Source organism: Bradyrhizobium sp. 35 (assembly GCF_023073215.1).
GTDB lineage: Bacteria > Pseudomonadota > Alphaproteobacteria > Rhizobiales > Xanthobacteraceae > Bradyrhizobium > Bradyrhizobium canariense_D.
The window spans coordinates 1-25600 of record NZ_JADPJC010000113.1; the positions used below are offsets into that span (position 1 = coordinate 1).

29 protein-coding genes and 1 pseudogene are annotated in these 25600 nt (G+C 62.0%); 15 read left to right on the forward strand and 15 right to left on the reverse strand.

Annotated elements, in window-relative coordinates; all coding sequences use genetic code 11:
* Nucleotides 1-13: 13 nt before the first annotated feature.
* Nucleotides 14-322: a hypothetical protein gene (locus tag IVB36_RS23120; protein WP_247393109.1), complete on the reverse strand. Its 309-nt coding sequence runs from the start codon at nt 320-322 to the stop codon at nt 14-16.
* 883 nt (nt 323-1205) lie between these two features.
* A complete protein-coding gene (locus IVB36_RS23125; RefSeq protein ID WP_247393111.1) occupies nt 1206-1937 on the reverse strand; it encodes a cytochrome c biogenesis protein CcdA in 732 nt (243 codons plus the stop codon).
* 128 nt (nt 1938-2065) lie between these two features.
* Here IVB36_RS23125 and IVB36_RS23130 point away from each other — a divergent pair, with 128 nt between their 5' ends.
* The 3 genes from IVB36_RS23130 to IVB36_RS23140 all read left to right on the forward strand — a co-directional run bounded on the left by IVB36_RS23130 (nt 2066) and on the right by IVB36_RS23140 (nt 3927).
* Nucleotides 2066-2386, forward strand: a complete 321-nt coding sequence (locus tag IVB36_RS23130) for a thioredoxin (RefSeq protein ID WP_247393257.1) — start codon at nt 2066-2068, stop codon at nt 2384-2386.
* Between the two features lie 27 nt (nt 2387-2413).
* Nucleotides 2414-2764: a metalloregulator ArsR/SmtB family transcription factor gene (locus IVB36_RS23135; protein ID WP_247393120.1), complete on the forward strand. Its 351-nt coding sequence runs from the start codon at nt 2414-2416 to the stop codon at nt 2762-2764.
* Between the two features lie 77 nt (nt 2765-2841).
* Nucleotides 2842-3927, forward strand: coding sequence for a YeeE/YedE family protein (locus IVB36_RS23140; RefSeq protein WP_247393122.1), 1086 nt, complete (start codon nt 2842-2844; stop codon nt 3925-3927).
* Nucleotides 3928-3994: 67 nt separating this feature from the next.
* Here IVB36_RS23140 and IVB36_RS23145 read toward each other — a convergent pair whose 3' ends face one another.
* From IVB36_RS23145 to IVB36_RS23155, 3 genes are all read right to left on the reverse strand, one after another.
* Nucleotides 3995-7210 carry an efflux RND transporter permease subunit gene (locus IVB36_RS23145; RefSeq protein ID WP_247393124.1) on the reverse strand — a complete coding sequence of 1072 codons (3216 nt, stop codon included), beginning with the start codon at nt 7208-7210 and terminating at the stop codon, nt 3995-3997.
* Nucleotides 7207-8208 (reverse strand): efflux RND transporter periplasmic adaptor subunit, encoded by a 1002-nt coding sequence (locus IVB36_RS23150; RefSeq protein WP_247393133.1) that lies wholly within the window; start codon nt 8206-8208, stop codon nt 7207-7209. The genes IVB36_RS23145 and IVB36_RS23150 overlap by 4 nt, the downstream gene beginning before the upstream one ends.
* Nucleotides 8209-8332: 124 nt before the next feature.
* Complete coding sequence (locus IVB36_RS23155; RefSeq protein WP_247393258.1) at nt 8333-8632, reverse strand: metalloregulator ArsR/SmtB family transcription factor; 300 nt, start codon at nt 8630-8632, stop codon at nt 8333-8335.
* 118 nt (nt 8633-8750) lie between these two features.
* Here IVB36_RS23155 and IVB36_RS23160 point away from each other — a divergent pair, with 118 nt between their 5' ends.
* The 6 genes from IVB36_RS23160 to IVB36_RS23185 are packed head-to-tail and all read left to right on the forward strand — an operon-like array spanning nt 8751 to nt 12003.
* Nucleotides 8751-8957 carry a hypothetical protein gene (locus IVB36_RS23160; protein ID WP_247393135.1) on the forward strand — a complete coding sequence of 69 codons (207 nt, stop codon included), beginning with the start codon at nt 8751-8753 and terminating at the stop codon, nt 8955-8957.
* Complete coding sequence (gene trxC, locus IVB36_RS23165; RefSeq protein WP_247393137.1) at nt 8954-9397, forward strand: thioredoxin TrxC; 444 nt, start codon at nt 8954-8956, stop codon at nt 9395-9397. Before IVB36_RS23160 ends, trxC begins: the two co-directional genes overlap by 4 nt.
* A 24-nt stretch (nt 9398-9421) precedes the next feature.
* The gene (locus IVB36_RS23170) at nt 9422-9625 is read left to right on the forward strand and encodes a DUF2892 domain-containing protein (RefSeq protein ID WP_247393139.1); all 204 of its coding nucleotides are present in this window, start codon (nt 9422-9424) and stop codon (nt 9623-9625) included.
* Between the two features lie 24 nt (nt 9626-9649).
* Nucleotides 9650-10039 (forward strand): DUF302 domain-containing protein, encoded by a 390-nt coding sequence (locus IVB36_RS23175; RefSeq protein WP_247393140.1) that lies wholly within the window; start codon nt 9650-9652, stop codon nt 10037-10039.
* 31 nt (nt 10040-10070) lie between these two features.
* The gene (ccoG, locus tag IVB36_RS23180) at nt 10071-11510 is read left to right on the forward strand and encodes a cytochrome c oxidase accessory protein CcoG (RefSeq protein WP_247393142.1); all 1440 of its coding nucleotides are present in this window, start codon (nt 10071-10073) and stop codon (nt 11508-11510) included.
* Complete coding sequence (locus tag IVB36_RS23185; RefSeq protein ID WP_247393145.1) at nt 11482-12003, forward strand: DUF6789 family protein; 522 nt, start codon at nt 11482-11484, stop codon at nt 12001-12003. Before ccoG ends, IVB36_RS23185 begins: the two co-directional genes overlap by 29 nt.
* A gap of 66 nt (nt 12004-12069) precedes the next feature.
* Here IVB36_RS23185 and IVB36_RS23190 read toward each other — a convergent pair whose 3' ends face one another.
* The 3 genes from IVB36_RS23190 to IVB36_RS23200 form a co-directional block, all read right to left on the reverse strand.
* The gene (locus IVB36_RS23190; protein WP_247393154.1) at nt 12070-12306 is read right to left on the reverse strand and encodes a thioredoxin family protein; all 237 of its coding nucleotides are present in this window, start codon (nt 12304-12306) and stop codon (nt 12070-12072) included.
* 16 nt (nt 12307-12322) lie between these two features.
* Nucleotides 12323-13321: a permease gene (locus tag IVB36_RS23195; protein ID WP_346731061.1), complete on the reverse strand. Its 999-nt coding sequence runs from the start codon at nt 13319-13321 to the stop codon at nt 12323-12325.
* Nucleotides 13322-13762: 441 nt separating this feature from the next.
* Entirely contained in the window at nt 13763-14419 is a 657-nt protein-coding gene (locus IVB36_RS23200; protein WP_247393160.1) for a Crp/Fnr family transcriptional regulator, read from the reverse strand.
* A gap of 68 nt (nt 14420-14487) precedes the next feature.
* On the opposite strand from IVB36_RS23200, the gene IVB36_RS23205 reads away from it, so the two are divergent.
* The 4 genes from IVB36_RS23205 (at nt 14488) to IVB36_RS23220 (ending at nt 17528) form a co-directional block, all read left to right on the forward strand.
* Nucleotides 14488-14988 carry a hypothetical protein gene (locus tag IVB36_RS23205; RefSeq protein ID WP_247393162.1) on the forward strand — a complete coding sequence of 167 codons (501 nt, stop codon included), beginning with the start codon at nt 14488-14490 and terminating at the stop codon, nt 14986-14988.
* A gap of 76 nt (nt 14989-15064) precedes the next feature.
* Entirely contained in the window at nt 15065-15748 is a 684-nt protein-coding gene (locus IVB36_RS23210; protein ID WP_247393163.1) for a class I SAM-dependent methyltransferase, read from the forward strand.
* A gap of 45 nt (nt 15749-15793) precedes the next feature.
* Entirely contained in the window at nt 15794-16774 is a 981-nt protein-coding gene (locus tag IVB36_RS23215) for an ABC transporter ATP-binding protein (protein WP_247393165.1), read from the forward strand.
* Entirely contained in the window at nt 16764-17528 is a 765-nt protein-coding gene (locus IVB36_RS23220) for an ABC transporter permease (RefSeq protein WP_247393167.1), read from the forward strand. The genes IVB36_RS23215 and IVB36_RS23220 overlap by 11 nt, the downstream gene beginning before the upstream one ends.
* Before the next feature lie 22 nt (nt 17529-17550).
* On the opposite strand, the gene IVB36_RS23225 is transcribed toward IVB36_RS23220, so the two are convergent.
* From IVB36_RS23225 to IVB36_RS23250, 6 genes are all read right to left on the reverse strand, one after another.
* Nucleotides 17551-18297, reverse strand: a complete 747-nt coding sequence (locus tag IVB36_RS23225) for an ABC transporter ATP-binding protein (protein ID WP_247393169.1) — start codon at nt 18295-18297, stop codon at nt 17551-17553.
* A 4-nt stretch (nt 18298-18301) separates the two neighbouring features.
* Nucleotides 18302-19447, reverse strand: a complete 1146-nt coding sequence (locus tag IVB36_RS23230; RefSeq protein WP_247393170.1) for an ABC transporter permease — start codon at nt 19445-19447, stop codon at nt 18302-18304.
* On the reverse strand, nt 19444-20871 hold the full coding sequence (locus tag IVB36_RS23235; protein WP_247393171.1) for an efflux RND transporter periplasmic adaptor subunit: 1428 nt from the start codon (nt 20869-20871) through the stop codon (nt 19444-19446). The genes IVB36_RS23230 and IVB36_RS23235 overlap by 4 nt, the downstream gene beginning before the upstream one ends.
* A 562-nt stretch (nt 20872-21433) precedes the next feature.
* Nucleotides 21434-21664 (reverse strand): EF-hand domain-containing protein, encoded by a 231-nt coding sequence (locus tag IVB36_RS40535; RefSeq protein ID WP_346731062.1) that lies wholly within the window; start codon nt 21662-21664, stop codon nt 21434-21436.
* A gap of 360 nt (nt 21665-22024) precedes the next feature.
* Nucleotides 22025-23068: a cysteine desulfurase family protein gene (locus IVB36_RS23245; RefSeq protein WP_247393175.1), complete on the reverse strand. Its 1044-nt coding sequence runs from the start codon at nt 23066-23068 to the stop codon at nt 22025-22027.
* 16 nt (nt 23069-23084) lie between these two features.
* Entirely contained in the window at nt 23085-23285 is a 201-nt protein-coding gene (locus tag IVB36_RS23250; RefSeq protein WP_247393180.1) for a hypothetical protein, read from the reverse strand.
* 364 nt (nt 23286-23649) lie between these two features.
* On the opposite strand from IVB36_RS23250, the gene IVB36_RS23255 reads away from it, so the two are divergent.
* A complete protein-coding gene (locus IVB36_RS23255; protein ID WP_247393184.1) occupies nt 23650-24117 on the forward strand; it encodes an MAPEG family protein in 468 nt (155 codons plus the stop codon).
* A gap of 129 nt (nt 24118-24246) precedes the next feature.
* Here IVB36_RS23255 and IVB36_RS23260 read toward each other — a convergent pair whose 3' ends face one another.
* The gene (locus IVB36_RS23260) at nt 24247-24567 is read right to left on the reverse strand and encodes a hypothetical protein (RefSeq protein ID WP_247393187.1); all 321 of its coding nucleotides are present in this window, start codon (nt 24565-24567) and stop codon (nt 24247-24249) included.
* A 96-nt stretch (nt 24568-24663) separates the two neighbouring features.
* Between IVB36_RS23260 and IVB36_RS23265 the strand changes: the two are divergent.
* Nucleotides 24664-25114 (forward strand): annotated as a pseudogene (locus IVB36_RS23265) (LysR family transcriptional regulator); the annotation flags it as partial.
* Nucleotides 25115-25600 lie beyond the last annotated feature (486 nt).

Below are 25600 nucleotides of genomic sequence, written 5' to 3' on the forward strand. Positions count from 1 at the left end.
ACGGCTGAAGTCGCTATCGCAGCCACTGCCCCATTTGGAGGCAGGTCAGCAAGCTGACGTAACTCGGCGTCCCACCAATGCTCTCTTGCGGCACACAGCTTGCCCGGCTCGCCGCAGGGAATTTGGACCAGCCGTTGGCGACTTGTTGCTTAGCCTTCTGTTCGTCGTTGATGCAGTTCTTCAGCGGCTGGCCGACAGAAAGTCCGGCGGCGGCAGCGATATCAAGCTTGCAGCTCCGCGCCACATCGAATTTCGGCACACCGTCAGCTACTGGCATGACCAGCTGCGAGCCGAGCACGATCATCGAAATCGAAATGGGCATTTCTTCCCTCCTGAAGTTTGGTTCATGGCCACGGTGAGGCCGCCCGACAATAATGGTTGTCGAAGCATGGCCTCGTCTATGCAAATTCGGCCTTAGGAGGATGTGTCCCTCATCCCACCGAGCGGGGCAGTAGCCTAAATCAGCGCCGTGGCGGTTTCTGCATAGTCGGCACAGTGGAGTTTGTTAAACTCCCAACATCGTAGTTCTACTTCGCAACCGGGCTGGATCGGCAACGCGCAAGAGGCCGGCATGACATCAAGAGCGCAAGCATCCTGCTTCGGGACACTCACCATTGAGTTCGAGCACCGAAGTTGCACCCAGGCCAGAAAGGCGTTCGAAGCTCGCCGGAGTCGCGGTTCAAACTCGGGTAGCAGGTCGATGCACCCGTGACGGCTCCTGCAAAGCGCAGAGTTCAGCAGGAATAGCCCGATAGGCTTGCCGACTGTCAGGTCCGCGGCGCGACATTATAAAGCCGCCTTTCATCACCTGCCAGTTTGGTTCGCGAAGAAGCATTCGATCAGGTTAAAGGGACCGCAATGCCGAAAGTGAAGGATATTCAGCATCCGAACCCCGTGGCGGGGACGACCATTGCGAAGCGTCAATCCGCCAGTACGGCGCCTACACAGAACAAGGTTTTGAGGTGATGCCGGAGGACGCGCGTCGCCCGGCGATCGTGCTCACTGGTATTGAGAATGCTTGGCCGGAGTGCGAATCCGCGAATCAGCCGTTGTACCGTAGACGAGAAAACAAGTGTGTTGGCAACTAGTACGTACACGCCGCTTTAGCCCGTCACCCCGGTGGCCGAATGTGGGCCTACTCGTGCATCGCTATCTAATCGAGCTGCAGTCGTACGCGCAACTGCTCGACTTTCGCTTCGGTTAGATCAGCCGATGCTGGTCAGACCGGGGAAGTGCTCCAGCAGCCATTCTGACACTGCGGGCATCAGGCCTGTCAGGAACATCACCCCAGCGAGGACCAAGAACGCGCCCATGGTCTTTTCAACGATGCCAAGATACGCCCGCGCACGGCCAAGCACCTGCATGAAGCGGCCGGTAAAGGCAGCCGCAATCAGGAAGGGAACGCCCGTCCCGGCCGAATAGGCAAGCAGCAACAACGCGCCCCGGCCCGCAGTATCTTCGGCGCCCGCCATCAGCAAAACGGCAGCGAGGATGGGTCCGGCGCAGGGCGTCCAGCCGAACGCAAAGGCGAGCCCCATGACGAACGCCCCTGTCAGACCCGCCGGGCGATTCTCGACCTGTACGGTTGCGCTCCGATAAAGCAGCGGAATCCTGAACAGGCCGAGGAAATGCAGGCCCATGACGATGATCAGGGCGCCCGCGACCATGCCGAGCATCGACAGATGAGAGGAGATGAAATGGCCCGCGAGCGAGGCGCTTGAACCTAGGGCGACAAAGACCAGGGAGAAGCCCGCTACGAAGGTCAATGCCGAGACCAGGACGTGCGGCCGCAACTCCGGTCTGTCGCCTGACAGATCCGTTACGGAAACACCGGCCATGTAGCAGAGGAAGGGCGGCACCAGCGGCAGTATGCAGGGTGAGAGAAAGGACAACAGACCGGCAACAAAGGCCGCCCCGAGCGTGACGTCCAGACCCATTGCGTACCCTCACATCTATCACATATGCGAATTTAATGATATAAAGGGCTGAAGAAGTCCAGAGTTGTCACAGGATGCTCAGGTTCACCGCCCCCTTCGCCACTGTCGCGGGCTTTGCGCTGCTCTCGATGGCTCCCTTGCGCGCTGCGGAGCTCGTCATGTTCGAGCGCGCCGGCTGCGTCTGGTGCGCGCGTTTTGACGCCGAGGTCGCGCCGATCTACAGCAAGACCGAGGAGAGCCGGACCGTGCCGTTGCGCCGCGTAGACCGGGACGGCCCTTTACCGGCGGACCTCGCCCGGATCGATCCCGACGCCTTCACGCCGACCTTCGTTGTGGTAGATGAAGGACGCGAGATTGGGCGTATTCGCGGCTATCCGGGGGATGCCTTCTTTTTCGGGCTGTTGGGGCGGATCCTGACCAGCTTAGGATCAGCGTCCGGCCGGTCCTGACCAGCCGTTCTTGAGGATTGTGAAGCAATGCCACTGCCAAAGCTCAAAGATATCGAGGGTTCCGCCGAGCTCGAGAAGATGATCGAGAAGGCGCGCGAGGCCAGCGACATGTTGAAGGCGCTCTCGCACGAATCGCGATTGCTGCTGCTTTGCATCCTGGCAGAGGGAGAGAAGTCGGTCACTGAGCTCGAGCAGTTCCTGGGCGAACGTCAATCGACCGTGTCCCAGCAGTTGGCCCGCCTTCGCCTCGACCGTTTGGTAACGACGCGGCGCGACGGCAAAACAATCTACTACAGTCTCGCCAATGAGGACGTACGCAAAATCCTTACCGCTATCTACGACGTGTTTTGCGAGCCGGTGCGCCGGCGCCGCCGCTAGATCTGCGGCGCTGGATATTTGCATCTTTCTGGCGCAGACTTCTCGAAAAGGGAAGATTGCGAGACCTCCGTGAGGAAATGCTGACCCCTTCGATCGTCGCGTTCGCCTGCGGGCTTACTGCCGGCGCCATACTCGGCGTCGCAGGCCGGGCGGGACGATTCTGCACACTCGCGATGCTGGAAGACGCGTTCTTCGGATCGGATCTTCGCCGGTTGAAGTCCTTTGCGCTCGCAGCAGCTGTTGCCCTGCTGGCAACCCAGACGCTGGTCGAGTTCGGCATCGTCGATCTGTCGCGCTCGATCTACCTGACGCCGTCAATCGGGCTCGGCGGCGCGATCATCGGCGGCCTGATGTTTGGCGTCGGCATGGCGCTGGTAGGCACCTGCGGTTTCGGAACATTGGTGCGGATCGGCGGTGGCGACCTGCGCGCCATCGTCGTTTTCCTCGTGCTCGGCCTTGCGGCGCTGGCCGCCATGCGTGGCCTGACTGGGATGCTGCGCTTAACACTGATCGAGCCGCTGACTTTGCGTCTTTCCGACGGAACCAACCAGACTTTGATGTCCCTGTTCGGCGTGGGTCCCGGTGCCGCCGCGCGCCCTGTCCTGGTCGCAATCATCGTCGCTGCACTCGGATTTTGGGCCCTGGCGGATGGCAAGCTCATCCGCTCGCCGCGACTGCTGGCGTCCGGCCCCGCCGTCGGCGGCGCGATTGCGTTCAGCTGGTTCGCGACAGGCTGGCTCGCGGACGACGAATTCGATCCGGCCCGCGTCAGCTCGCTGACCTTCGTCGCTCCGCTCGGGGACGCCATCCTCTACATCGCGACCTTCTCCGGCGCGCGTCTGAACTTCGGCATCGGCTCGGTCGCCGGCGTCATTGGCGGCTCGCTTGCCGCGGCGATGCTCGCGCGTGGCTTTCGCTGGGAAGCCTGCGACGATGCGCGCGAATTGAAGCGTCATATGGCTGGCGCGCTGCTGATGGGCACCGGCGGAGTAATGTCGATGGGTTGCACCATCGGACAAGGCTTGAGCGCATTCTCAACGCTTGCTGTGTCTGCCCCGTTGACAATGCTGGCCATTGCCTGCGGCGCGCGGCTCGGCCTCGAATTTACCATGACTGGGGAGTGGTGGCCGACGATCCGGAGGTTCTTCGGAGCACGGACCTGACGCGGCTCCCTGCCACCGCAAAACCTGCCGGACGATTGCCCAAACAGGAGCGAGCGCAACGTCCTCCTTAGCTAGGGATGGGGCGCTTTTCGTTCGGTGACCGCAGCGCGATATAAATCGCCGGGATGACGAGCACCGTAAGGAGCGTCGACGACGCCAGTCCAAACAGAAGTGAGATCGCCAGTCCCTGAAAGATCGGATCGAGTAGGATGGTCGCGGCCCCGATCATCGCAGCAAGCGCGGTCAGAAGGATCGGCTTGAAACGGACGGCGCCGGCTTCCAACACCACCTCGCGAAGCGACTTGCCGTCCGCGCTGCTGTGCCTGATGAAATCCACCAGCAGGATCGAGTTGCGCACGATGATGCCGGCAAGCGCGATGAATCCGATCATCGAGGTCGCGGTGAATGGCGCACCCAGCAGCCAGTGCCCGATCAGGATGCCGATCAGGGTCAGCGGGATCGGCGTCAGGATGACGAGCGGCAGGCGGAAGCTCCTGAACTGGGCGACGACCAACACGTAGATGCCGAGGATCGCCGCGCCGAAGGCGGCGCCCATGTCGCGGAAGGTTACCCAGGTGATCTCCCATTCGCCGTCCCACAGCAGCGTTGGACGCGATTCGTCCGCCGGCTGCCCGTGCAGGCTGATCACAGGCTTCGGCAGCTTGCCCCAATCATGGGCATCGACGCGATCGGCAACCGCGAGCATGCCGTAGAGCGGTGCCTCGAAGCGCCCGGCGAGCTCGGCCATCACCATGTCGGCGAAGCGGCCGTCGCGGCGGAAGATTGTCGGCGAGCCCTCCTCCATGGTCGCCTTCACGACCTGGCCGAGCTCGACCACCGTCTTGCTGCCGGGCAAGGTGTTGGCCGGCACCGGGGTCGAGGCCAGTGCCTCATCCCAGACCAGATCACGCTTTCCAAGATGCACCGCGATCTCGATCGGATTGCGGTCTTCGCCGCGATGCGAGTAGCCGATCGAGGTGCCGCCGAACAGGACCTGGATCGTGTCGTAGACGTCGCGCTGCTCGACGCCGAAGAATTCGAGCCGGTCCTGGTCGATCGATAGCCGCAACCGCGGCCGCTTTTCGCCGATGGAATCATCGAGGTCGACGATGAACGGAACTTCCGCGAAGACCTTCTTGAGCTCGGCCGTAACCGCACGGCGCGTGGTCGCATCGGGACCGTAGACCTCGGCGAGCAGCGTCGAGAGCACCGGCGGCCCAGGCGGCACTTCGACCACCTTAATGCTGGTGCCCGCGGACGGAGCCAGCGCCTTCAGCTTCTCGCGGAGCTCGAGCGCGATGTCATGGCTGGCGCGCTTGCGCTCGCCGCGTGCGGTCAGGTTGACCTGCACCTCGCCGAGCTCGGGCCTTTCCCGCAAATAATAGTGCCGCACCAGGCCGTTGAAATTGAAGGGAGCCGGCGTGCCGGCGTAGGACTGCAGCGAGGTGACCTCCGGCAATTGGCGCGCGATCTCGGCCGCGCCGAGCAGCGTGCGCTCGGTCGCCTCCAGGCTCGCTCCTTCCGGCAGGTCGACGACGACCGCGATCTCGGACTTGTTGTCGAACGGCAGCAGCTTGACCGTCACCGACTTGGTCGCAAACAGCGTCATCGACAGCAAAGTGGCGATGCCGACGCCAAGCAGGAATATCCAGGCCGAACGCTTGCTGCGGACGATCGGCGCTGCAAAACGCCGATAGAGCCGGCCAAGACGGCCTTCATTGTGTTCGGCGTGAGCCGCAGCCGCTCCGCCCTTCGGCGCGAGCTTGAGCATCAGCCAGGGCGCGACCACCATGGCGACGAAGAACGAGAACAGCATCGCCGCCGACGCATTGGCCGGGATCGGCGCCATATAGGGACCCATCAGCCCGGACACGAACAGCATCGGCAATAACGCGGCGACGACCGTGAGCGTCGCAACAATGGTGGGATTGCCGACCTCCGCAACAGCTTCGATAGTCGCCTGCAAGCGCGGCCGACCGTCGCGCATGGCCCAGTGGCGCGCGATATTCTCGACCACAACGATGGCGTCGTCGACCAGAATGCCGATCGAGAATATGAGCGCGAATAAGCTGACGCGGTTGATAGTGTAGCCCATCAGATTGGCCGCGAACATCGTGAGCAGGATCGTCGTCGGGATCACGACGAAGGTCACCAACGCCTCGCGCCAGCCGATGGCGATCGCGATCAGCACCACGATCGAAATCGTCGCGAGCCCCAGATGGAACAGCAGCTCGTTGGCCTTCTCGTTGGCGGTCTCGCCATAGTCGCGCGTCACCGTGACCTGGATGTCGTCCGGGATGAGACGCGACTTCAGGCCTTCCAAATGTTTGGCAATGTCATCGGAGACGACAACGGCATTGGCACCGGCACGCTTGGCAAGCGCTAAGCTGACCGCGGGTGTCCGTATCCAGTGCCCCTTGCCGTCTCGCGCATCGTTCCATACCCGGTGCTCGATGGTGCTAGGCCCTACGATGACGGAGGCCACATCCTTGACGTAGACCGGCCGCCCGTCGCGGGTTGTGATGAGCAGAAGTCCGATGTCAGGAATGCCCGAGAGCGTCTGGCCGGCCGCGATGTTGCGAACGGCGCCGGCATTGCGGACCTGACCAGCCAGGAACGAGCGATTGGCATCCTTCACCTTGGCAACGAGCTGCTGCAGCGTAATTCCGAACAACGACAGCTTCTCCGGATCGGGCTCGACTCTGATCTGCTGGGCCGCGCCGCCGGAAATGTAGGTCAGCCCGACATTGTCGACCTTCATCAGCTCCGCGCGCAGCTTGTCGGCGAGCTCGTAGATGCCCTTGTCGGTCCACCGGCTGGCGGCCTCCGGCTTCGGCGACAACGTCAACACAGTCACCGCGACGTCATTGATGCCCCGGCCGACGATCAGCGGCTCGGGAATGCCGACGGGAATGCGATCGAGGTTCGCGCGGATCTTCTCGTGCACCCGCAGGATAGCATCCTCGAACTTGGTGCCGACCAGGAAACGCGCGGTGACCATGACGCGGTCGTCCTCAGTCTGGCTGTAGACATGCTCGACGCCGTCGATAGCCTTGACGATCGATTCTAGCGGTTTCGTCACCAGTTCCACAGCGTCGGGCCCACGCAGGCCATCCGCATTGATGCGGATGTCGACCATCGGCACGCTGATCTGCGGCTCTTCCTCCCGAGGAATCACGATGACGGCAATGAGGCCGACGACGAGCGCCGCGATCAGAAATAGTGGCGTGAGCGGCGATCCGATCGTCGCCCTGGTCAATCGTCCTGACAGCCCGAGATTCACGGCCGCACCAGTTGGTCGCCAGCGACGATGCCGGACAGGATCTCGAGGCCGTCCGGAAGCGCAGGCGTGGCCATGTCACGGCCGCGCTGCACCGGCACCTCGACCGAGCCGTCCGCGTTGCGAAGCTGGACATAGTCGATGCCGAACCGCGTCCTCACATAGCTTGCCGGAATCACGAAAGCGGGCCGCGATGCGCCCGAAATCCAGACCCGAAGCCTGTCACCTACGAAATATTCGCCGAGTCCCTCGACCGTTGCATCCGCGATGACACGCCCCTCTTCGATCTGCGGATAAACGAGCTCGATCACACCCCATTTGGACGCCTCGCCACCGAGCTCCGCGCCATCGACGCGAATCCTGTCGCCGGCCTTGAGAAGGCGTGCATGCCGCTCCGGCACCCGCAGCCGCAGCTTGAAATTCTGCTGGGCCACGGTGGCAATGGCATCGCCGGGCAGCACCACGGAACCGACGGTGACGAGCTTCTTCAGCACGCGACCATCCGACGGCGCCAGCACCTGCCCCTCACTGAGCTGCTGATTAATCACCGCCCGCTCGGCGGTCTTGGCCCGCAGGCCATTCTCGGCGACGTTCAAGGCGGTGCGCTGCTCGTCGAGCTTGACGCGCGGCAAGGTGCCACGCTCGACCAGTCCCTCGATGCGTGTGAAATCGGTCTGCGCCTGATTGGCCTGCGCCTGCAACGCTTCGATCTGTGCATCGAGCGACTTCATTTGCAGGGCGAGCTTGTCGTCGCCGATCGCAGCAATCGCCTGACCGGCGGTGACACGATCGCCTTCCCTCACCTTGAGCTGGACCACGGTACCGCCGATGCGGCCGCGTGCCGGCACCACGCTAATGCTCTCCACCGTCGCGAACACGGCTTTTTCGTCGGCAACCGTCTGTTGCGCAACGGTGAGCAGTTCGGCCGCCTCAAGGCGGGGCGGGACAGAAGCGGCGCCAAATGCTGCCGCCAATCCCAAGGTGAGCACAACGCGTCGCATGAGGCGTACCCGCATAAACATGTGACCATCGCCGCGTTGCGCGGCGTCCTTTCAGTTAATCGGCATTTTCAGGACGGCAGTGTTGATCTCGCTCAACGCGCCGCGGCTCAATCGCTCGTAGCGTTCATTTTGTCCTTGCGGACTTCGGTGCGCAGAAAACTTGGTAGAGCGTCTTCAGAACTTCGCGCGCCGGCTCGCTCGCGATCGAATAGTTGACCGTCTGCGCATCCCGCCGCGCGAACACCAGGCGATCCTTGCGAAGGAGCGCAAGATGCTGCGAGACCGTGGAATAGCGCAACGACAGGAATTCGGCGAGATCGCCGACCGAGCGCTCGCCGTCGATAAGCTGGCAAACAATAAGGAGCCGGTGCCGGTTGGAGAGCGCCTTCAGGAGGTCACTCGCCTGATCCGCCGCGCGCTCCATGATCTCGCTATCAATTTTCATACTTGTTTATATACACATATTCGAATATGTAGTCAATCATCACAGAACGGCTGGGATTAAACCGGCGGCGCATCGAGTCCAATACGGAGAGGTACCCATGGCGGAAGTCGTCGTAATCGGAGCAGGCCTGAGCGGAACGCTGATGGCCTATGAATTGCTGCCCCAGTTGAGAAAGGACGATCGCGTGAGCGTGATCTCGCAGGGCGCGGTCTATCACTTCGTCCCATCGAACCCTTTCTACGAGCGCTTCCTCCTCGACAAGCTCAACATCAACAAGATCAAGGAAATCAGGACCGGCACATGAGTGCAACGCACCAGGTCGTCTGTGGCCATTGCGGGCGGACCAACCGCCTGCCCGCCGAACGCGCGCCGCAAGACGCGCGCTGCGGCGCCTGCCATCAGCCGATGTTCACCGGGCATCCGATCGAAGTCGACGAGGAAGGCTTTGGCCGCCACGTCGCCAACAGCGACATCCCGGTGCTGGTCGACGTCTGGGCGCCCTGGTGCGGTCCCTGCCGCGCCATGGCTCCTCAGTTCGAACGCGCGGCACGCGAGCTGGAGCCGAGGGTCCGAGTGCTGAAACTCAATTCCGAAAATGCACAGGCCCTGTCGTCGCGTCTCAATATTTCGGGCATCCCCACCCTGCTGTTGATGCGCGGCGGCCGCGAAATCGCCCGCCACGCCGGCGCGATGGATGCACGCAGCATCGTCGCCTGGACTGAATCCGGTCTCGCAAATTCGTAAGTTCACTTTGATTCGGAGTATCCCATGAATGTCGACAAAGCCGTTCTCGCCTTCGCAGGATTCGTCGTCCTGCTCGGCCTCGCGCTCGGGACCTATGTGAACGCCTACTGGTATCTGCTGACGGCGTTTGCCGGGCTGAACATGCTTCAGGCCTCGTTCACCGGCTTCTGCCCGGCGGCGATGATCTTCAAGAAGCTCGGCCTGCGCGGCGGCTGCGCGTTCTCCTGATCGCGCGCCTTAAGGAGACAAACGATGACCTATCATTTCTCGAAGACCGTCGATCTGCCGTTCGAGGCTGCGGTCGCGGCCACCACCGCGGCCTTGAAGAACCACGGCTTTGGTGTGCTTACGCAGATCGATGTCAAGGATACGCTGCAGAAGAAGATCGGCGCCGACTTCCGGCCCTATCTGATCCTCGGTGCCTGCAATCCAAAACTCGCCTACCAGGCCCTGACGCTGGAAGACAAGATCGGGACAATGCTTCCTTGCAACGTCGTGGTTCAGCAGCGCGACGGTGGCAAGGTCGAGATCTCTGCGGTCGACCCCGTCGCCTCGATGGCCGCGATCGAGAACCCGGAACTCGGCGCGGTGGCAAACCAGGTACGAGAAATGCTCAAGCAAGTCCTCGCCGAGATTGCCTGAGCCCCCGGCGCCGATTGCGAGGAATTTGCCCATGACCGACGACACATTGATCGAAGGCCCGCTCTACGAGAAGCGCAAGAAGGTCTACCCGCAGTCGGTCCACGGGCGTTTCCGCCGCATCAAATGGGCGATTCTGTGCATCACGCTCGGGGTCTACTATCTGCTGCCCTTCGTACGCTGGGATCGCGGGCCCGGCCTGCCGAGCCAAGCGGTGCTGGTCGACCTGCCGCATCGCCGCTTCTATTTCTTCTTCATCGAGTTGTGGCCGCAGGAGGTCTATTACTTCACAGGCCTGCTCATTATCGCCGCCATGACGCTGTTCCTGATGAATGCGGTCGCGGGGAGGATTTGGTGCGGTTACATGTGCCCGCAGACGGTGTGGACCGACCTGTTCTATGCCGTCGAACGCTGGGTCGAAGGCGACCGGCGCGAGCGCATACTTGGCGATAAGCGCGGCTGGACCTTCGATCATCTTCGCCGTGTTGCGCTCAAGCATTTCCTCTGGATCACGATCGCGTGGTGGACAGGCGGCGCCTGGGTGCTCTATTTCGCCGATGCGCCGACGCTGGTGAAAGAGCTCGCAACCTTCGAGGCGCCTTTCCTCGCCTATCTCTGGATCGGCATCCTGACCGCTACCACCTACCTCTTCGCCGGCCACGCGCGCGAGCAGGTCTGCATCTACATGTGCCCGTGGCCGCGCATCCAGGCGGCCCTCATCGACGAATGGGCACTCAACGTCACCTATCGGCGTGACCGAGGCGAACCGCGGATGTCGGTGAAGAAGGCGGAACTCGCCCGCACTCATGGTGACGTCGCCGGCGACTGCGTCGATTGCCACCAATGCATCAATGTCTGTCCGACCGGCGTCGACATCCGCCACGGCATCCAGCTCGGCTGCATCCAGTGCGGCCTCTGCATCGATGCCTGCGACAATGTCATGCGCGAGATCGGCCGGCCCGCCGGGTTGATCGGCTACGACACCGACATCAACATGGAGCGCCGCCGCGACGGAAAGGCGCCAATCTACCGGATCTTTCGCGCGCGCACGCTGATCTACGTTGTTGCCATCGTAATCGTCGGCAGCATCATGCTGTATTCGCTCGCCACCCGCAGCACGATGGACGTCAACGTTCTGCATGAGCGCAATCCGCTGTTCGTCAAACTCTCGAACGGCGGTGTCCGCAACGACTATACCGTACGCCTTCTCAATAAGGGCGCGGAACGAGGCTTCGCGCTCGACGTCACCGGCCTGCCAGGCGCAATGTTGCGGATTGCGGGCATCGACCGCAAGCCCGACGGCCGACTGGTCGTCGAAGTCGGACAGGACCAGACCCGAGAGGTCAGGATGTCGGTGCAGGTCGGACCGGCGCAGGTGCCGCAGCAGGCGGTAGACGTCGCAATCGAGATCACGGACATCACCAGCGGACAGACCGCCAGCACCCGTGACCATTTCGTACCATCCGACCGATAAGCGCGTCGCCGTGGCGATGCCGCTCGCGACGGTGGATCGACTTTGGCGTGCCGTTGTCGCCGGCCTGTGCGGCAATATCGCGCACGGCACGCTGATGTTCCTGAAGGAGCGGATGGGCTGGCTGCCGACGTTTCAGCCCTATCAGGACCTCCAGCGCATGCTAGGCGAGGCGTTCGGCAGGTCAGTGCAGCCGGCACTCCCCTGGGTGTTGTCGTTCGTCAACGGAACGCTGATCATCAGTCTCGTCTTTTCCCTGATCTACGGCCGGCTACCCGGCCGTAGCGGCGCGGCGAAGGGTTTTGTCCTCGGCCTCGTCGGCTGGGGCGCCATGGGACTTTTCCTGTTTCCCATGCTCGGCCGCGGCCTGTTCGCATCCGGCATAGGGCTCGGATTGTGGCCCGCAGCCTTCTCGCTCGCAATGGTGCTGGCCTATAGCATCTTCGTCGGCATCGCCTATGCGGCGCTCGATCGAACGCGATCAAGGCTCGGTTGACATGACTGCTCGAATTGACGTCTGGCGAAGATATTTCCGATCTTCTCGATCATGATCTCGCCCGATCTAGGCAGCGAGCCAGCGAGCGAGGTCCTCCGGTTTGGGAAGTCCACCCGCATGCACCACTTTTCCGTTGATGACGATACCTGGTGTGGATGCGATTCCGTAGTTCGCGATGGCTTCGTAATCAGTCACCTTTTCGATGGCCACCGGAATGCCAAGCTTATCCGCCTCGGCCTGCAGCATCGCGGCCGTTGTGACGCAGCGTTTGCAGCCGGGTCCCAGCACCTTGATTTCTTTCATGGATGATCTCCGATCGTTAGCTGAAGAACGCGTTGAACAAAAATCCGACGGCAAGTATCCCGGTCGCGACGACTCCGATGAAGACAGCGATGAGCTTGAGACTAAGAACCTTCCGCAGGATGATCATCTCCGGAAGCGACAAGGCGATCACCGACATCATGAAAGCCAGAACTGTTCCGAGCGCGGCGCCCTTCGCGAGAAGGGCTTGAACAACCGGGATAGTGCCGGCCGCGTTCGAGTACATGGGAATTCCGATCACGATCGCGGCGGGCACAGACCACCATGCACCCCGGCCCATGACCGAGGCGAGAAGGTCCGAAGGGACATATCCATGGATGAATGCCCCGGCCGCAATGCCCATGATGATCCAAGGCCAGACCTTGCCCACGATATCTCGCACGGCTTCGAGGCCGGCCTGGATTCGGTCAACGGCTGTGAGGCTCTCCTGCGGCAGTTCGGCGACATTGCCACGAAGATTGCGGACCCATTCTTCCAACCAGCCTTCGAGATGCAGTTTGCCGATCACCCAGCCAGCCGCGATCGCAACAAACAGTCCGAACGCAAGATATGTGAGCGCGACTTTCCAGCCGACCAGGCCAAACAAGAGCCCGAGCGCCACCTCGTTCACCATGGGAGCTGAAATCAAGAATGAGAAGGTGACGCCAAGGGGAACGCCGGCACTGACGAAGCCGATGAACATCGGGACGGCGGAACAAGAGCAGAATGGTGTAAAGATGCCGAGCGCCGCCGCTAGGATGTTGCCGGCTCCTTCCCGCCGACCCGCCAATAGAGCCCGCGTCTTCTCGGCTGAAAAGAAACTGCGCACCACTCCCATGGCAAATACCACGAGAGTCAGCAACATAAGGACCTTCGGCGTGTCGTAGGCAAAAAAGCTGAGCGCCTCACCCAGAGGGCTGTCATGATCGACGGCTACCAGCGCGACGAGCAAGTCGGAGAACGGAATGAGCTGGCTGTAGATGGCGCCCCAGATCAGCAGGGCCACGATCGTTCCCATAACCCACTTGGGGCTTGAGGGAGCACCACCCCGCGTGCGTTCGACCGTTGAGAGCGTCATCCGGCTTGACTTTCCAAGTTGATCCTCAATGCGAGCCCGGCATGAGCGCCTGGTACATCAATAACCTTAGCGCGGGCTCGGCAGTTCGCCTTGACCCATCTCAAGAGCGACGGGAGCTCCAATTTGATCATCGAGCCGCGCGCAGCCGGAGCTCCATTGATTGGGACACAGCTCCAGTGCAGCGGCGAAAAACGAGGGCGAAGGTCACCTACCGAATTCGCCACGGTGCTGGCTCGTCTTACCTCGATTGCGAAATGCGATCACTTAATGGAAGATTTTGTGCCAGCCTCGATAGCGTCAGGCAACGTGTTGATCGGGCGGCCGGCCGACAATTAAAGCAGATGGCCGATATCGACCGATACGCTCGCCGATCTCCTGATTTCAAGTCCACCGCAAACTCAGTCGGCAATTCTCTACTTCCAGCTCCCCCCCCTTCGCCATCTGCGCCAGCGTGCGATAGAGCGATTCGTGAGTCAGCCCGAGCTCGACGGCCCAATCCTTCTTCGACTGGTTCAAGTCGACGACCCCCGCCTCGCCCTCGGTCTCGATGAAGTGGACGATCCGCTCACGCGCGGTCTTGAGGCTCAGCCTTTCCGCGTGGGCGCGCACCTTCCGAAGCTCCCGCGCGAGATGGGCAATCCATCTGTCGCGAAAGTCATTGACGGCAAGCGCTTGGGTGAAGGTTTTTCGCTTGATCGCCAACAGCCGTGTCGGTTCCGCAGCGACTGCGTCGCAGTGGTAGGTCGGCTGGTCGAGGCTTGCTTCGGCCAGAAAGCCGCGCCGCGTCCGCTGCAGAACGATCTCGCTGCCAGTTTTGGATTGGCGGAGCAGCCGAACCTCTCCCGAGAGCACGAAGAACATCGTCTGGGGGCGGTCGCCGCGACGGAACACGGCGCCCTGGCGCTGGATTTCCAAGGACCGCGTGAGCCGCCGGGCCGACTCCGGCAGGGCCGCCAGAAGCGGCGATCCAAGCGACAAGGACTTCCAGTCCGGAGCCGGATGGGATTGAACCCTGAGTTCTTTTTCGATGGTAGGCATATGATCAAGATCATATGCCGTCACCCGCCCTGCGTCTATGGTCTTCCAGGAAACTCAGGAAACTTGCCATGCGCACACTTCTCGCCGTCGCGGTCACGGGCGCCGTGATGCTTTCGGCAGGCCTTGCCGCCGCCCAGCACCACGAGCATCAGAACCACATGGACCACATGAGCCACAAGGACCACGGCGTCTCCGCAGCCGACACGCGTGAATTCGTGAAATTTCCGTCGGAGCTCGTCGAGCACACGATGGCCAATATGCGCGATCACCTCCTTACGCTGCAGCAGATCAACGAAGCCCTCGCCGCCGGAGAGCCGGAAAAAGCCGGGAAGATCGCCGAGAAGCGTCTGGGCATGAGCTCGCTGCGACTGCACGGCGCGGCGGAAGTGGCCAAGTACATGCCGCAGGGCATGCAGGACGCCGGAACTTCGATGCACAAGGCCGCAAGCCGGTTCGCCATCGAGGCACAGAACGTGGGGGTCACCGGCGAGATGAAGCCCGCTCTCGGGGCCCTGGGCGAGGTGATGAACGCCTGCGTGGGCTGCCACGCCAGCTACCGGCTGAGATAGCTCGGTCGAGGCGGGTTGGCCGACGCTTCTAGATTCCAGAGCAAGTGAGGACGCTATGAAGAAATGCCTCCGACGGATGCGCGACGCGGCCAGGCTAGTCGCGACGATTGCCACAATGGGGACGTGCGTTGCGGGCGGTGCATCTACGGCCGCCGACAATCCCCATCAGCATTCGAACGGCTTTCATCACTCGTTCAGCCGAGCCGACGTTTGGGCCAAGGAATTCGATGATCCGAGCCGCGAGGCCTGGCAGAAGCCGGACCAAGTCCTCGATGCGCTGACCCTCGATCGAAAGGCGCTCGTCGCGGATATCGGGGCCGGTACCGGCTATTTCAGCGTCCGCATCGCCAAGCGAGACCCGGAAGGAAAGGTTTTCGCGATCGACGTCGAGCCGGACATGCTGCGCTTCTTGAGCGAACGCGCCCGCCGCGAACACCTGACCAACGTTTTTCCGGTAGTTGCGAACCAGGAAAGCCCGAATATTCCGGAGCCTGTCGACGTGATCCTGATCGTCGACACCTACCACCACATCGACGATCGCACCGGCTATTTCAGTCGTCTGAAAAAATCGCTCCGCCCCCAAGGACGCCTCGCGATCGTGGATTTCAAGCCGGATTCTCCGGAAGGTCCGCCCCCCGAGCATCGGATTTCTGCCGAGAAGGTCACCGAGGAGCTCAAGACGGCCGGGTATTCGCTCGTCGCGGCGCACTCCTTCTTGCCCCGGCAATACTTTCTGGTGTTCACGGCGTCCGGCACGTGATCATCACTGTGTCGTCGGCTTCAGCTTCGGTTTGTGGGGACGAAAGTGGCAGGTGACACGGTGTCGGGCGCAGCGATCGAGGCCGAAGGCCTGACGCTCTACTACGGCGACCGCGCGGCCGTGAATCGGGTCACGTTCTCGGTCGGCCGAGGCGAGATCTTCGGATTTCTCGGTCCCAACGGCGCGGGAAAGAGCACCACGACCCGGATGTTGACCGGCTTCCTCGCTCCCAGCGAAGGATCGGTACGCCTTGCCGGCACCGACGTGGCGAGAGATCCGACGACGGCGCGGGAGCTTATCGGCATCGTTCCGGAGGAGGCGAACGTCTACGCGGACCTGACGGTATGGCAGAACGTCATGCTAATGGCCGAGCTCCACCGGGTCGGCCGGCGCCGTCGCACGGAACGAGGCGCCGAACTTCTCGGCTTGTTCGGCTTGGACGACCGACGGCGCCAGAAGGGGCGCGAACTGTCCAAGGGGCTGCGCCAGCGGCTGATGCTTTGCGGTGCCCTCGTCAGCGATCCCGACATCCTGTTCCTGGACGAACCGACCAGCGGGCTGGACGTGGCGAGCGCGCACATGATCCGGGACATCGTCGTGCGCCTTAATCGCCAGCGCGCGATGACCGTGTTCATCACCACCCACAACATCGAGGAAGCGGGCAACCTTTGCCACCGCGTCGGGATCATCGATCGGGGGCAGCTCGTCGCCATCGACACGCCGCAGCACCTGCGGAGGACGGTCGAGTCGCGTCGGTCGGTCGAGGTGCGCTTTGAAGCCGCGATTGTCCCGCCCGGCGACTTGCTGGACGGACTTGCGACCTCGGAAGTCGTTCCGCTGGCCGATGGCTTCCGCCTTTACACGGCGCACCCTGGTCCGCTGGCGCAGGAGATCGCGACGCGCGCATCGGCAAGAGGGCTGCGCCTCTCAGCGCTCAGCACCCAGGCGCCCAGCCTCGAGGATGTGTTTTTGCACATCACCGCCCACGGGCTGGCGCCGAGCGAGGCGGTTGCTTATGTCGGCTGATCGGACCTGGGCCAGGATTTTTCGGCAAGCCCACGCCGCCTACGTGATCGCAAAGAAGGACGCGGTCATCTACTACCTGAAGCCGCCAGTGGTCAGCTTCGGGATCATCTTTCCCCTTTTCTTCTATCTGGCGTTCGCGGCCGGCCGGAACGTACCGACCGAGAACATGGTGCCCGGCATCATAGCCATGGCGTTGTTCTTCACGGCTTCTTCGGTCGGCCCGCTGATCACGCCTTGGGAACGCCAGGCGCGGACCTACGAACGCCTGGTAACGTCGCCCGCCTCGCTCTGGGCCATCATCGTCGGGGATGCCGCCGCCAGCGCGCTGTTCGGCATTGCGCTCTCGCTGATCCCACTGATGCTAGGATACGCGCTGGCCGGAAGCGTCATCGTCCAGCCGCTGAACTTCTGTTGCGGGATCGTCCTCGGCTCGCTCGCATTCTCCGCGATGGGAATCTTGATCGCATCGCGCGCCACCGACACACCTTCCGAGATTATGATGCTCGCCAATCTCGTCCGGTTGCCGCTGATTTTCATCAGCGGGGTATTCGTGCCACTCCCCGACATGCCGGAATGGGGGCGGCGTGTCGCGCCCTTGTCGCCATTGTCCTATGCGGCCGACCTCATTCGCATCGGGATGGGCGGAACCGGATATTTTCCTCCCTGGCTGGACGTGATTGCGTTGGTGGCGTTCGCTTGCGTGCTCATGTTCTTCGCACATCGCCTCCATCGACGTGCGCAGCGCGCCGGTTAGGCATCTCGATCGTGGGCTACGGTCAAGGAGATGGCCTCGCGCCAAGCGACTGAGCGCCGACGATCCGAGCAGGCGACATCTCGAGCTTTCCGTCGCGCAGCCGGAAAATGTGGTCGAAGCGGTCGAGGATCATCTCGTCGTGAGTCACGCAGATGATCGCCGCATCCTGTTCGACGGCGATCCGGCGCAGCAGGTCCATCACGATCCTGGCACGCTGCGAGTCGAGCGGTGCGGTCGGCTCGTCGGCGAGAATGATGCGGGGCCGGTTGGCGAGCGCGCGCGCAATCGCGACGCGCTGCCCCTCGCCGCCGGACAATTGCGCGGGCATCGCATGTTTGCGATGGCCGACTTCGAGGTAGTCCAGCAATTCGACCGCACGTGCCAGGGCCGCAGACGAACTGAATCCCGCAAGCTGCAGCACCACGGCGACGTTGTCGGCCGCGTCGAGGAACGGGAGCAGATTGGGATACTGGAAAATGAAGCCGATCTTGTCCAGCCGCAGCCGGCGCAAATCCGCCTTGAGCCAGTGGTCGTCGTAGACTGTTTCGCCGTCGAGGGTGATGCGTCCGCTGCTCGGCTGCAGGATGCAGGCGATGCAGTTGAGAAACGTGGTCTTGCCCGATCCGCTCGGGCCCATCAGACCGACGACCTGACCGGGATAGACCTCCATGTTGATGTCGACCAGCGCGTCGACCCGTGCGACCCCCACGCCGAAATACTTGGAGAGGCGCTCGATGCGGACGATCGCTGGTTGGCCGAGCTCGGGCATGGTCCTATCCCGAGCTCGCCAGCGCTTCCGCCGGGTCTATCTTGAGCGCGAGCCGGATGCCCAGCGTGCTGGCGGCGAGGCAGATCACCACCGTCACGACGAACACGATGGCGACGCTGTCGAAGTCCAGCACCAACCGCCGTGGAAAGTAGGGTTTGAAGAGGAGGACGAGCGCGAGTCCTATGAAGTAGCCGAATATCCCCATCGACAGGGCCTGTTCGACGATGAGGCCTATAATGGTCCGATCCGGCGCACCGACGAACTTGAGCGTGGCGATCGAGCGCACCTTGTCCATGGTCAGCGTATAGACGATCAAGGCAATGATGACGGCGGACACGATGATGAGCAGCACCATGATCATGAGCTGCTGCTTGCGCGATTTCTCGATGACCTCCTTGCTCAACAGACGCTCCTGATTGTCTTGCGTCAGCGTCTTGAGGTGTTTCCAGCGCGAAAGCGCGGCGGCAACCTCATTGACAGGGACGTAAGGCGACACCTTGGTGATGACCGCATTTATCTGGTCGCTCGTCTGCAGGGCTCCTCCCCGCGCGACCTCACGCCGCTCGGCCGAGGGAGAAAGCTCGAACTGTAGCGCCTGCGCGTCATGCAACGTGATGTAGCCCACGGGATCGCCGGAAGAGGTGAGTTCATCGCGCATCAGCCCGACGACGGTGAACTTATGACCATGGGTACCCAGGGGGACCTCTTGCCCGAGGGCGAGGCCGGCGGAACGGTCGACGACCATTTCGTAGTGGCTGCGCAAGATATCCCTTCCGGCCAGCAGTCTGCGCGGCCCGCCGGGCCGGTCGTGTTCGAACCCGATGAGGAAGAGGCGGAGCGGCTTGCCGTTCAACTCGGTCTGGATCGACTGATAGGTGACCGCGCCCGCACGCTCAACGCCGTAGACCCGGGCCACAATCTCCCTGGTGTCGCCCGGGATTCGCGATGACTCGGCGAAGGGCCCGTTGGTCCCTGCCTGCACTACCCAGAGATCCGCGTCGGCCGCGCGGGCCTGCCTCAGCGCGTCGTCGATCAGGCCGCCATATACACCGGTGATCACGATCACGATGCCGAGCAGCAGGCTCAATCCGAAGTTTGTCAGGACGAAGCGCAGCAGATTGTGCTTGATGTCCCGATACGCCAGATTCATTTGCGTCGCTCTGCGGCGATTTTGGCCGCGCGGCCGATACGCAGCCCACTGCGCAATTGGTCGACCGCGAGGGCGCTGTCCGGCAGACCGTCAGCAACCTCGTAGCGGCCATCGAGCAGTCGGTGGCCGAGCATCACTTCCCGCTTCTGCAGGCGCCCATCCTCGACGGTCCAGATCGTCCCTCGACCCTGGCCGAGCCCCTCGATCGCAGCTTCCGGAACCAGGAGTGCCTGTGGCAGCCGCTGCGTCCGGATATAGACCTCGGCCTGTTCGCCCAGGTTGAAGCTGTCCGGTATGCGATCGAACGCGATCTCCACCCGACGCTCTTCGTTGACGCGATCGCTTTCCGGTTCGATCCGGGCGACATGTCCCTGCAACCGTTGACTGGGAAGGGATCGCAGGACAAACTCGGCAGGCTCCCCCACGCGGATTTCCCCGGCCTTGCTCTCGTCGATATAGGCGAGCACCCAGACCGATTTCGGGTCGATCAGCGTGAACACCGGCTCTCCGGCCCCAAGCGCCGATCCGAGCTCCTTCAGCCGGGCGGTGACCGTGGCGTCGTAGGGAGCCGTAAGGGTGTGAAAGTCCAGCGTGGCCGCTTGCTGCTGCTGCTGCGCCTTGGCGTCGCCGATGTTGGCCTCTGCCACCAGCACGTCGCTATTCGCCAGGTTCAAATCCGCGAGTGCCGCGTCTTGAGTCGTTTTTGCGGTCTCCGCCGCCTCGACGGAGGTGGAGTTGGTCTGAATCAGTTTTTGCTGGCGTCCGCTGATCCGCGTGGCATTGGCATAGTTGGCTTGCGTCTTCTCGACGCTGGCCTTGGCCCTCTGAAGATTGGCCTCGGTCTGCTCGATGGCCGCCTTGGCCCTGGCGAGCTGTGCCCTCTGCTCGCGGTCGTCGAGACGGGCAAGGACGGCGCCCTTGGTGGCGCGATCACCGACATCCGCACCAAGTTCGACGACCACACCGGAAACCTTGAAACCCACTTTGGATGTGACGCGGGCCTCGACGGTGCCGAGGCCGAAAACCTGGACCGGCACATCTCGCACTGTTCTTGCGACTTGGACGTCGATCGGCCGGGCGAACACCGTCCAGGCCAGAATTCCGGCACCGACGAATGCCGCGAGCCCGACGACAAGCGCAATTGCTCGTCTTGGAGCAATTGAGTTGGCCCACCTCTTCCAAAGGTGGCCCAGCCCGAATCCGACGAAAAAGGCGGCGACGACTGTTCCCGCGATGATGAGCGAGGCGGTTTGCGGAAACGTAAGAGACCCGAGCACATGCGGCTCCGCCCGCCCGAACAGTACAAGAAGCACTCGTCCAGCATGCCAAGCGACGCCCAAGGCGGCCAGCACCAGGCCGGCCTTGATGGGATTGAAGGGCTTTGTGCGGCCCTCCCGAGTCGAGCGATGCGAATCGTCAGCCATTGTTTGCATGAGGGACTCCGCGCCTCGAGCAACCTCGTAGCACCGGCACCCGCGGCAGAGATTGATGAGAATCAAGGATTTCGAGATGACTCAGCCGGCGGGTGAGCGTGCAGCCTGCCCCGGTCGAAGTGTCGGCCGGCGATGCCGCGTTAACATGCGACGACGCCGGTATCGGCCAGCATGTGCCGGTGCCGAAGTTCAAAGGGAGCAGTCTCAGCTCAGTTTGCGCCGGCGAGCGCCCGACATTCCGAGCGTGAACGCGACGGAGAGCGAACTGCAGCCGGCCATTCGGTCTTTGCCGGCGCGTCCGTCATATCCATGCGGCTCTCCTGCGCATGCGTCACGCCGACTTCCGCTACGACTGGGCCTCTTCGCCGCCGCCTCCTCGCTCCTCACCGGCGATAAACATCAACATTTCCTCTTGCCGGCCGTCGCGCAGCCCTTTCGGCCAATCGTCGGCGTGGCCCCTGCCGTCACAGTCCTTCTTCTGTTGAAGCGAGCTTGCATCAAACCAACGGGAGCCAATCAACTGCGTTTCGCGTATTGGTCTTGGACTAGCTTTCTACTGTTGCGGCACCGAGCTCTTGGTTCCGTGCATGAACAACAGCATCTCTTCCATAGTGAGCTTGCCATCCTTGTTGGTGTCCATAGCTTTGAATATTCGTTCGTGAGCGACCTGAAATTCCGATAGCGAGATCGTGCCATCGCCATCGGCGTCCATGAGCGCAAACATCATGCGGAACATGATGGGGGGACCCATCGCGTCACTGCCCATCATGGCGCGCGCCTTCATAGCTCGCCCCATCATACCTCCCATCATATCTCCCCGGCCCATCATCGCCCCGGATTGGCCTGTAGAGGACGTTCCTTGCGAGGACGCCGGTTCCTGGTCCTGTGACGGATGATGGGCTTCGTGATTGCTGTCGATTGAGCGAGCGCGGGATAGCAAAAGGCTGTAAGCAGCAGTGCTGCAGCAATCGTTGGAAATCGCATGGGTATTCTCCGATTTTAGTCTGGGGTATCAACGGTGCCGATCTGAACCGAGTTCGGCTTGAGGCAAATCAACACGCGGTGCGCGAGCGACCCTGCTGCGATGCAGCAGACAGCCAGCTTTGTTTTTGACCTAGGTCAATGCCCTGCGATGCGAGCTCGATCACGCCGAACTCATCGCGGTCAAACGTGCGAGCACATCTTCGACTTCGTCTGACCTCGTAAATTTTCCCAAGCTAAAACGGATTGCTCCCATTCCAATGTTCTCGGGCACGCCCATCGCGGCGAGAACGGGCGAGAGTTCAATCCGCCCCGAGTGGCACGCCGAACCCGTTGATGCCGCCACATCGCTGAGCTGTCCCAGGATGTCCGCCCCGATCCTGCCGACAAACGACACATTGAGGGTGTTGAGCAACCGATGCGTCGCGTGGCCATTTAGGACAACGTGATCGCTGAAACGACTTTGCAGGCCGTGCCACAATTTATCTCGCAGGGCCCGGATGTGCTCCATGGGAGCGAGGTCCTGCGCCAACTCGGAGGCTGCCCCGAGGCCAACCGCGAGCAACGCGCTCTCTGTCCCCGCGCGGCGGCCCAGCTCATGACCGGCGCCGTGGATCAACGGCTCCAATTCGAGACCGCCGCGCACGTAGAGCGCACCGACGCCTTTCGGCGCATAGAGTTTGTGACCCGCGATCGACAAGAGGTCCACCCCGAGTTCGTTGATGTTTGTCGAAATCTTGCCGACCGACTGCGCAGCGTCGGTGTGAAAACGGATGCCGTGCTCCCGCGCGATCTCGCCGATCTCCTCGATTGGCTGGATGGTGCCGACCTCGTTGTTGGCGTGCATGATGCTGATCAGGGTCGTCTGCGGCGTGATAGCGCGTCGGACGTCGTCCGGATCGACGCGGCCTGTTGGGTCCACCTGGACACAAGTAATCGAGGCGCCGAAGCGCTCGAGAAATCGACAGGGCGCAAGAACAGCCGGATGCTCGATGGATGTGACCTGCCATCCGCCGCTGACGCGTTCGACCAACCCATGGGAAAAGATGTCGAGATCGGGCACCCGCGCGGCGAGCCGCTTGGTCCGATCCGCCCATTCGCGGCCACTGGTCGCCAGGATGGCCATGTCGCGTTTGAGGTCCTCCATGACGGCGAAGCCATCCGAATAGCTCACCAGGATCTTGAGGACCGTCACCTGGAAGTTCACGCCCCCTCCGGATCAATCAGCGCCATATCGTGGGCGCACGGGACAGGGCGTCGCGGCCGACCTGCCTGAGGCCCTCGGGAGAAACCTCGCCGTTGGTGGCAGCCTCTAGGATTTTCGATGCGACGTGAGTACGAGCTCCAATCTCGCGGCGCGAGACCCTTTCGCAGACTTCATCAAGGACCACGCGCAAAAGCGCGGTGATTTCCGGGTCGAACATGAAGGGCCCCCACACGGAAGCCACACCCTAGCCCGGTTTTGTCGGCTTGGGATTCAGGCATGTTAAGCTTCGCGACAAATGCGCTCGGAACTTTGAGGAGCAGAGCGCTGCGCCGACGCCAGTATGCAGTCGACGCCGACGGCGGCGCGTCGACTACCACACGCACGAGTGGGGGTCGCGATCTGCTGGTCGCTTCGGTGCGATCTCTCAACCACACCGACGTCGGCTTGCCGGGTGCGAACAGACCAAGCTCGAAGATGGCTGCGACGCCCGCAAGTGATCCGAAGCGGTCATTCCGACCCTAGCCGAAGGGCCGGTGCATATGATTGAATAGCCCGGATCGTCCGAACGCGGAGGCAGTCCCATGGACAAGCTCAGCTTTCAAAATCCCCTTTTCCATACCTATGTAATTGCCGCCTGTATAATGATTCTCAAAGCCGTCATGATGTCGTGGTTGACGGTTGCTCGGATGATGCAGGTAAATGGCGGATTTCGCTCGCCGGAGGACGTCAAGAAGACGATCCTCAACCCCAATCCAAATGCTGAACAATTGGCGCCCAATGAATACGTAAATCGCATTCGGCGAATTCAGCTAAACGATCTTGAAAATTTGCCGTTTTTCTTGGTTGCTGGGTTTCTCTTCATTTTGACCGAGCCATCCATAGCGCTCGCCCAATGGCTGCTTTATGGCTACGTCACCTCACGGCTGTTGCATTTTGCCGCGTATTTCACGGCAAGGACGCACGACACGCGCGCAACGCTCTGGACCCTAGGTTCTCTGATTTTGATCTATATGAGTTGCTGGACGCTTTTTGTTGCATTCCGTCAGTAACAATGTCCCCATCGCTACCGTTGAGGCGGTGCCGCTACATGTCGGCTCAGAGCGGTAGACCGGAAGTTTGCAGCGGAGTGCTAGACTGACGCTTTTGACCCCGAGCGGACCTTGAGCGCCGCTACCACCCTAGAGTTCGAGCAAATCCCGTCCAGCTATAATTTCGCCGGAGAACGCTTTGCGAGCTTCATCCACGAACACCTGATCGGGCACAGCACCATTCCCCGGTACGAAATGACTTAGCACCAGCTTTTTGACGCCTGCGGCTTGAGCCACTTCGCCCGCCTGTTCGACGGTGAGAGCGTTCCCTGAAATGCTTTTGAAAAGATCATCTGCAGTGTCCTTGTCGAACCTGCCCGCCTTCACAGCTTGATCGAGCGCCCTGCGCACTCCCGAAAGATGCTGCGCCTCGCATACGAACACGTCGACGCCCTTGGCAAGCTCTATCAAAGCGTCGGTCTTTCGAGTATCTCCCGAAAAAACGACCGAACGATCAGGCGCCCGTGATCTCCGTACCCACCATCACCATGGAGGGAGACGGATGCAATGAACGTGTTCGTCCTTGCGGTGGACGAGGGAAGCCTCGCGGCGGCGGGGCGCAAGATCGGCCGCTCCCCGGCGGCCGTCAGCCGCGCCATCGCCTTCCTTGAGGAGCGGGTCGGCGCCGAGCTGCTGCACCGGACGACGCGATCGATCAGGCTCAGCGAAGAGGGCGAGCACTACGTGGCGGTCTGTCGCCGCCGAGTTGGAAGAGGCAGACGACATCGCGGCCGGACCGCGCACGGCGCCTCGTGGCCTGCTGACGATAACCGCACCCGTGGTGTCGGGCGAGATGGTGCTCCGACCGATCCTCGATGCGTTTCTCGACGCCTATCCGACGGTCTCGGCAAAGCTCCTGCTGTTCGACCGTTCGGTCAATCTGATCGACGAGGGTGTCGACGTCGCGCTCCGCATCGGCCATCTCGCCGATTCGACGATGGTCGCGGTGCGGGTCGGCGGGGAGCGCGGCAGCCGCTCGACGTCGTTCATCGGAATCCTTCATCTTCGGTTTTTGGCGGTTCTGATCTTCAACATCGGGAATTCGCTCCCTCTCTGCCGCTCGTTCATCCAGCCTCAGGTAATCTCTCCGCGGGGTAGAGATAGCTTCCCGCTCCCGGCTTGTTAGGCTCCCTGCCCAGTCTCGAAAAATCGCTCGACGTCCCCGTCCGTTTTGGTTTCGATGGTTCGCATCCACCTCATCGGCCCGAATGGCGTTTCGCGCGGCTTACCCGGGAGCTCCACCACAACTGCGATCGAGTTGGAGGAAAAGCGAACTTCGGCAAGCACGGTACGGATCCTTTGTATGATCAAGCGTCTGAGGCGAACGAGCTCGTCGCCTGGACGCGCTTTCGAGCCGGCGGGCGAATGCGCGCGCCTCTGCCCAGGAAGATCTCGCTTCGAGCAGATCCATCCGTGCCAACTCCGCTTTCGCGGCCCGGTCGCG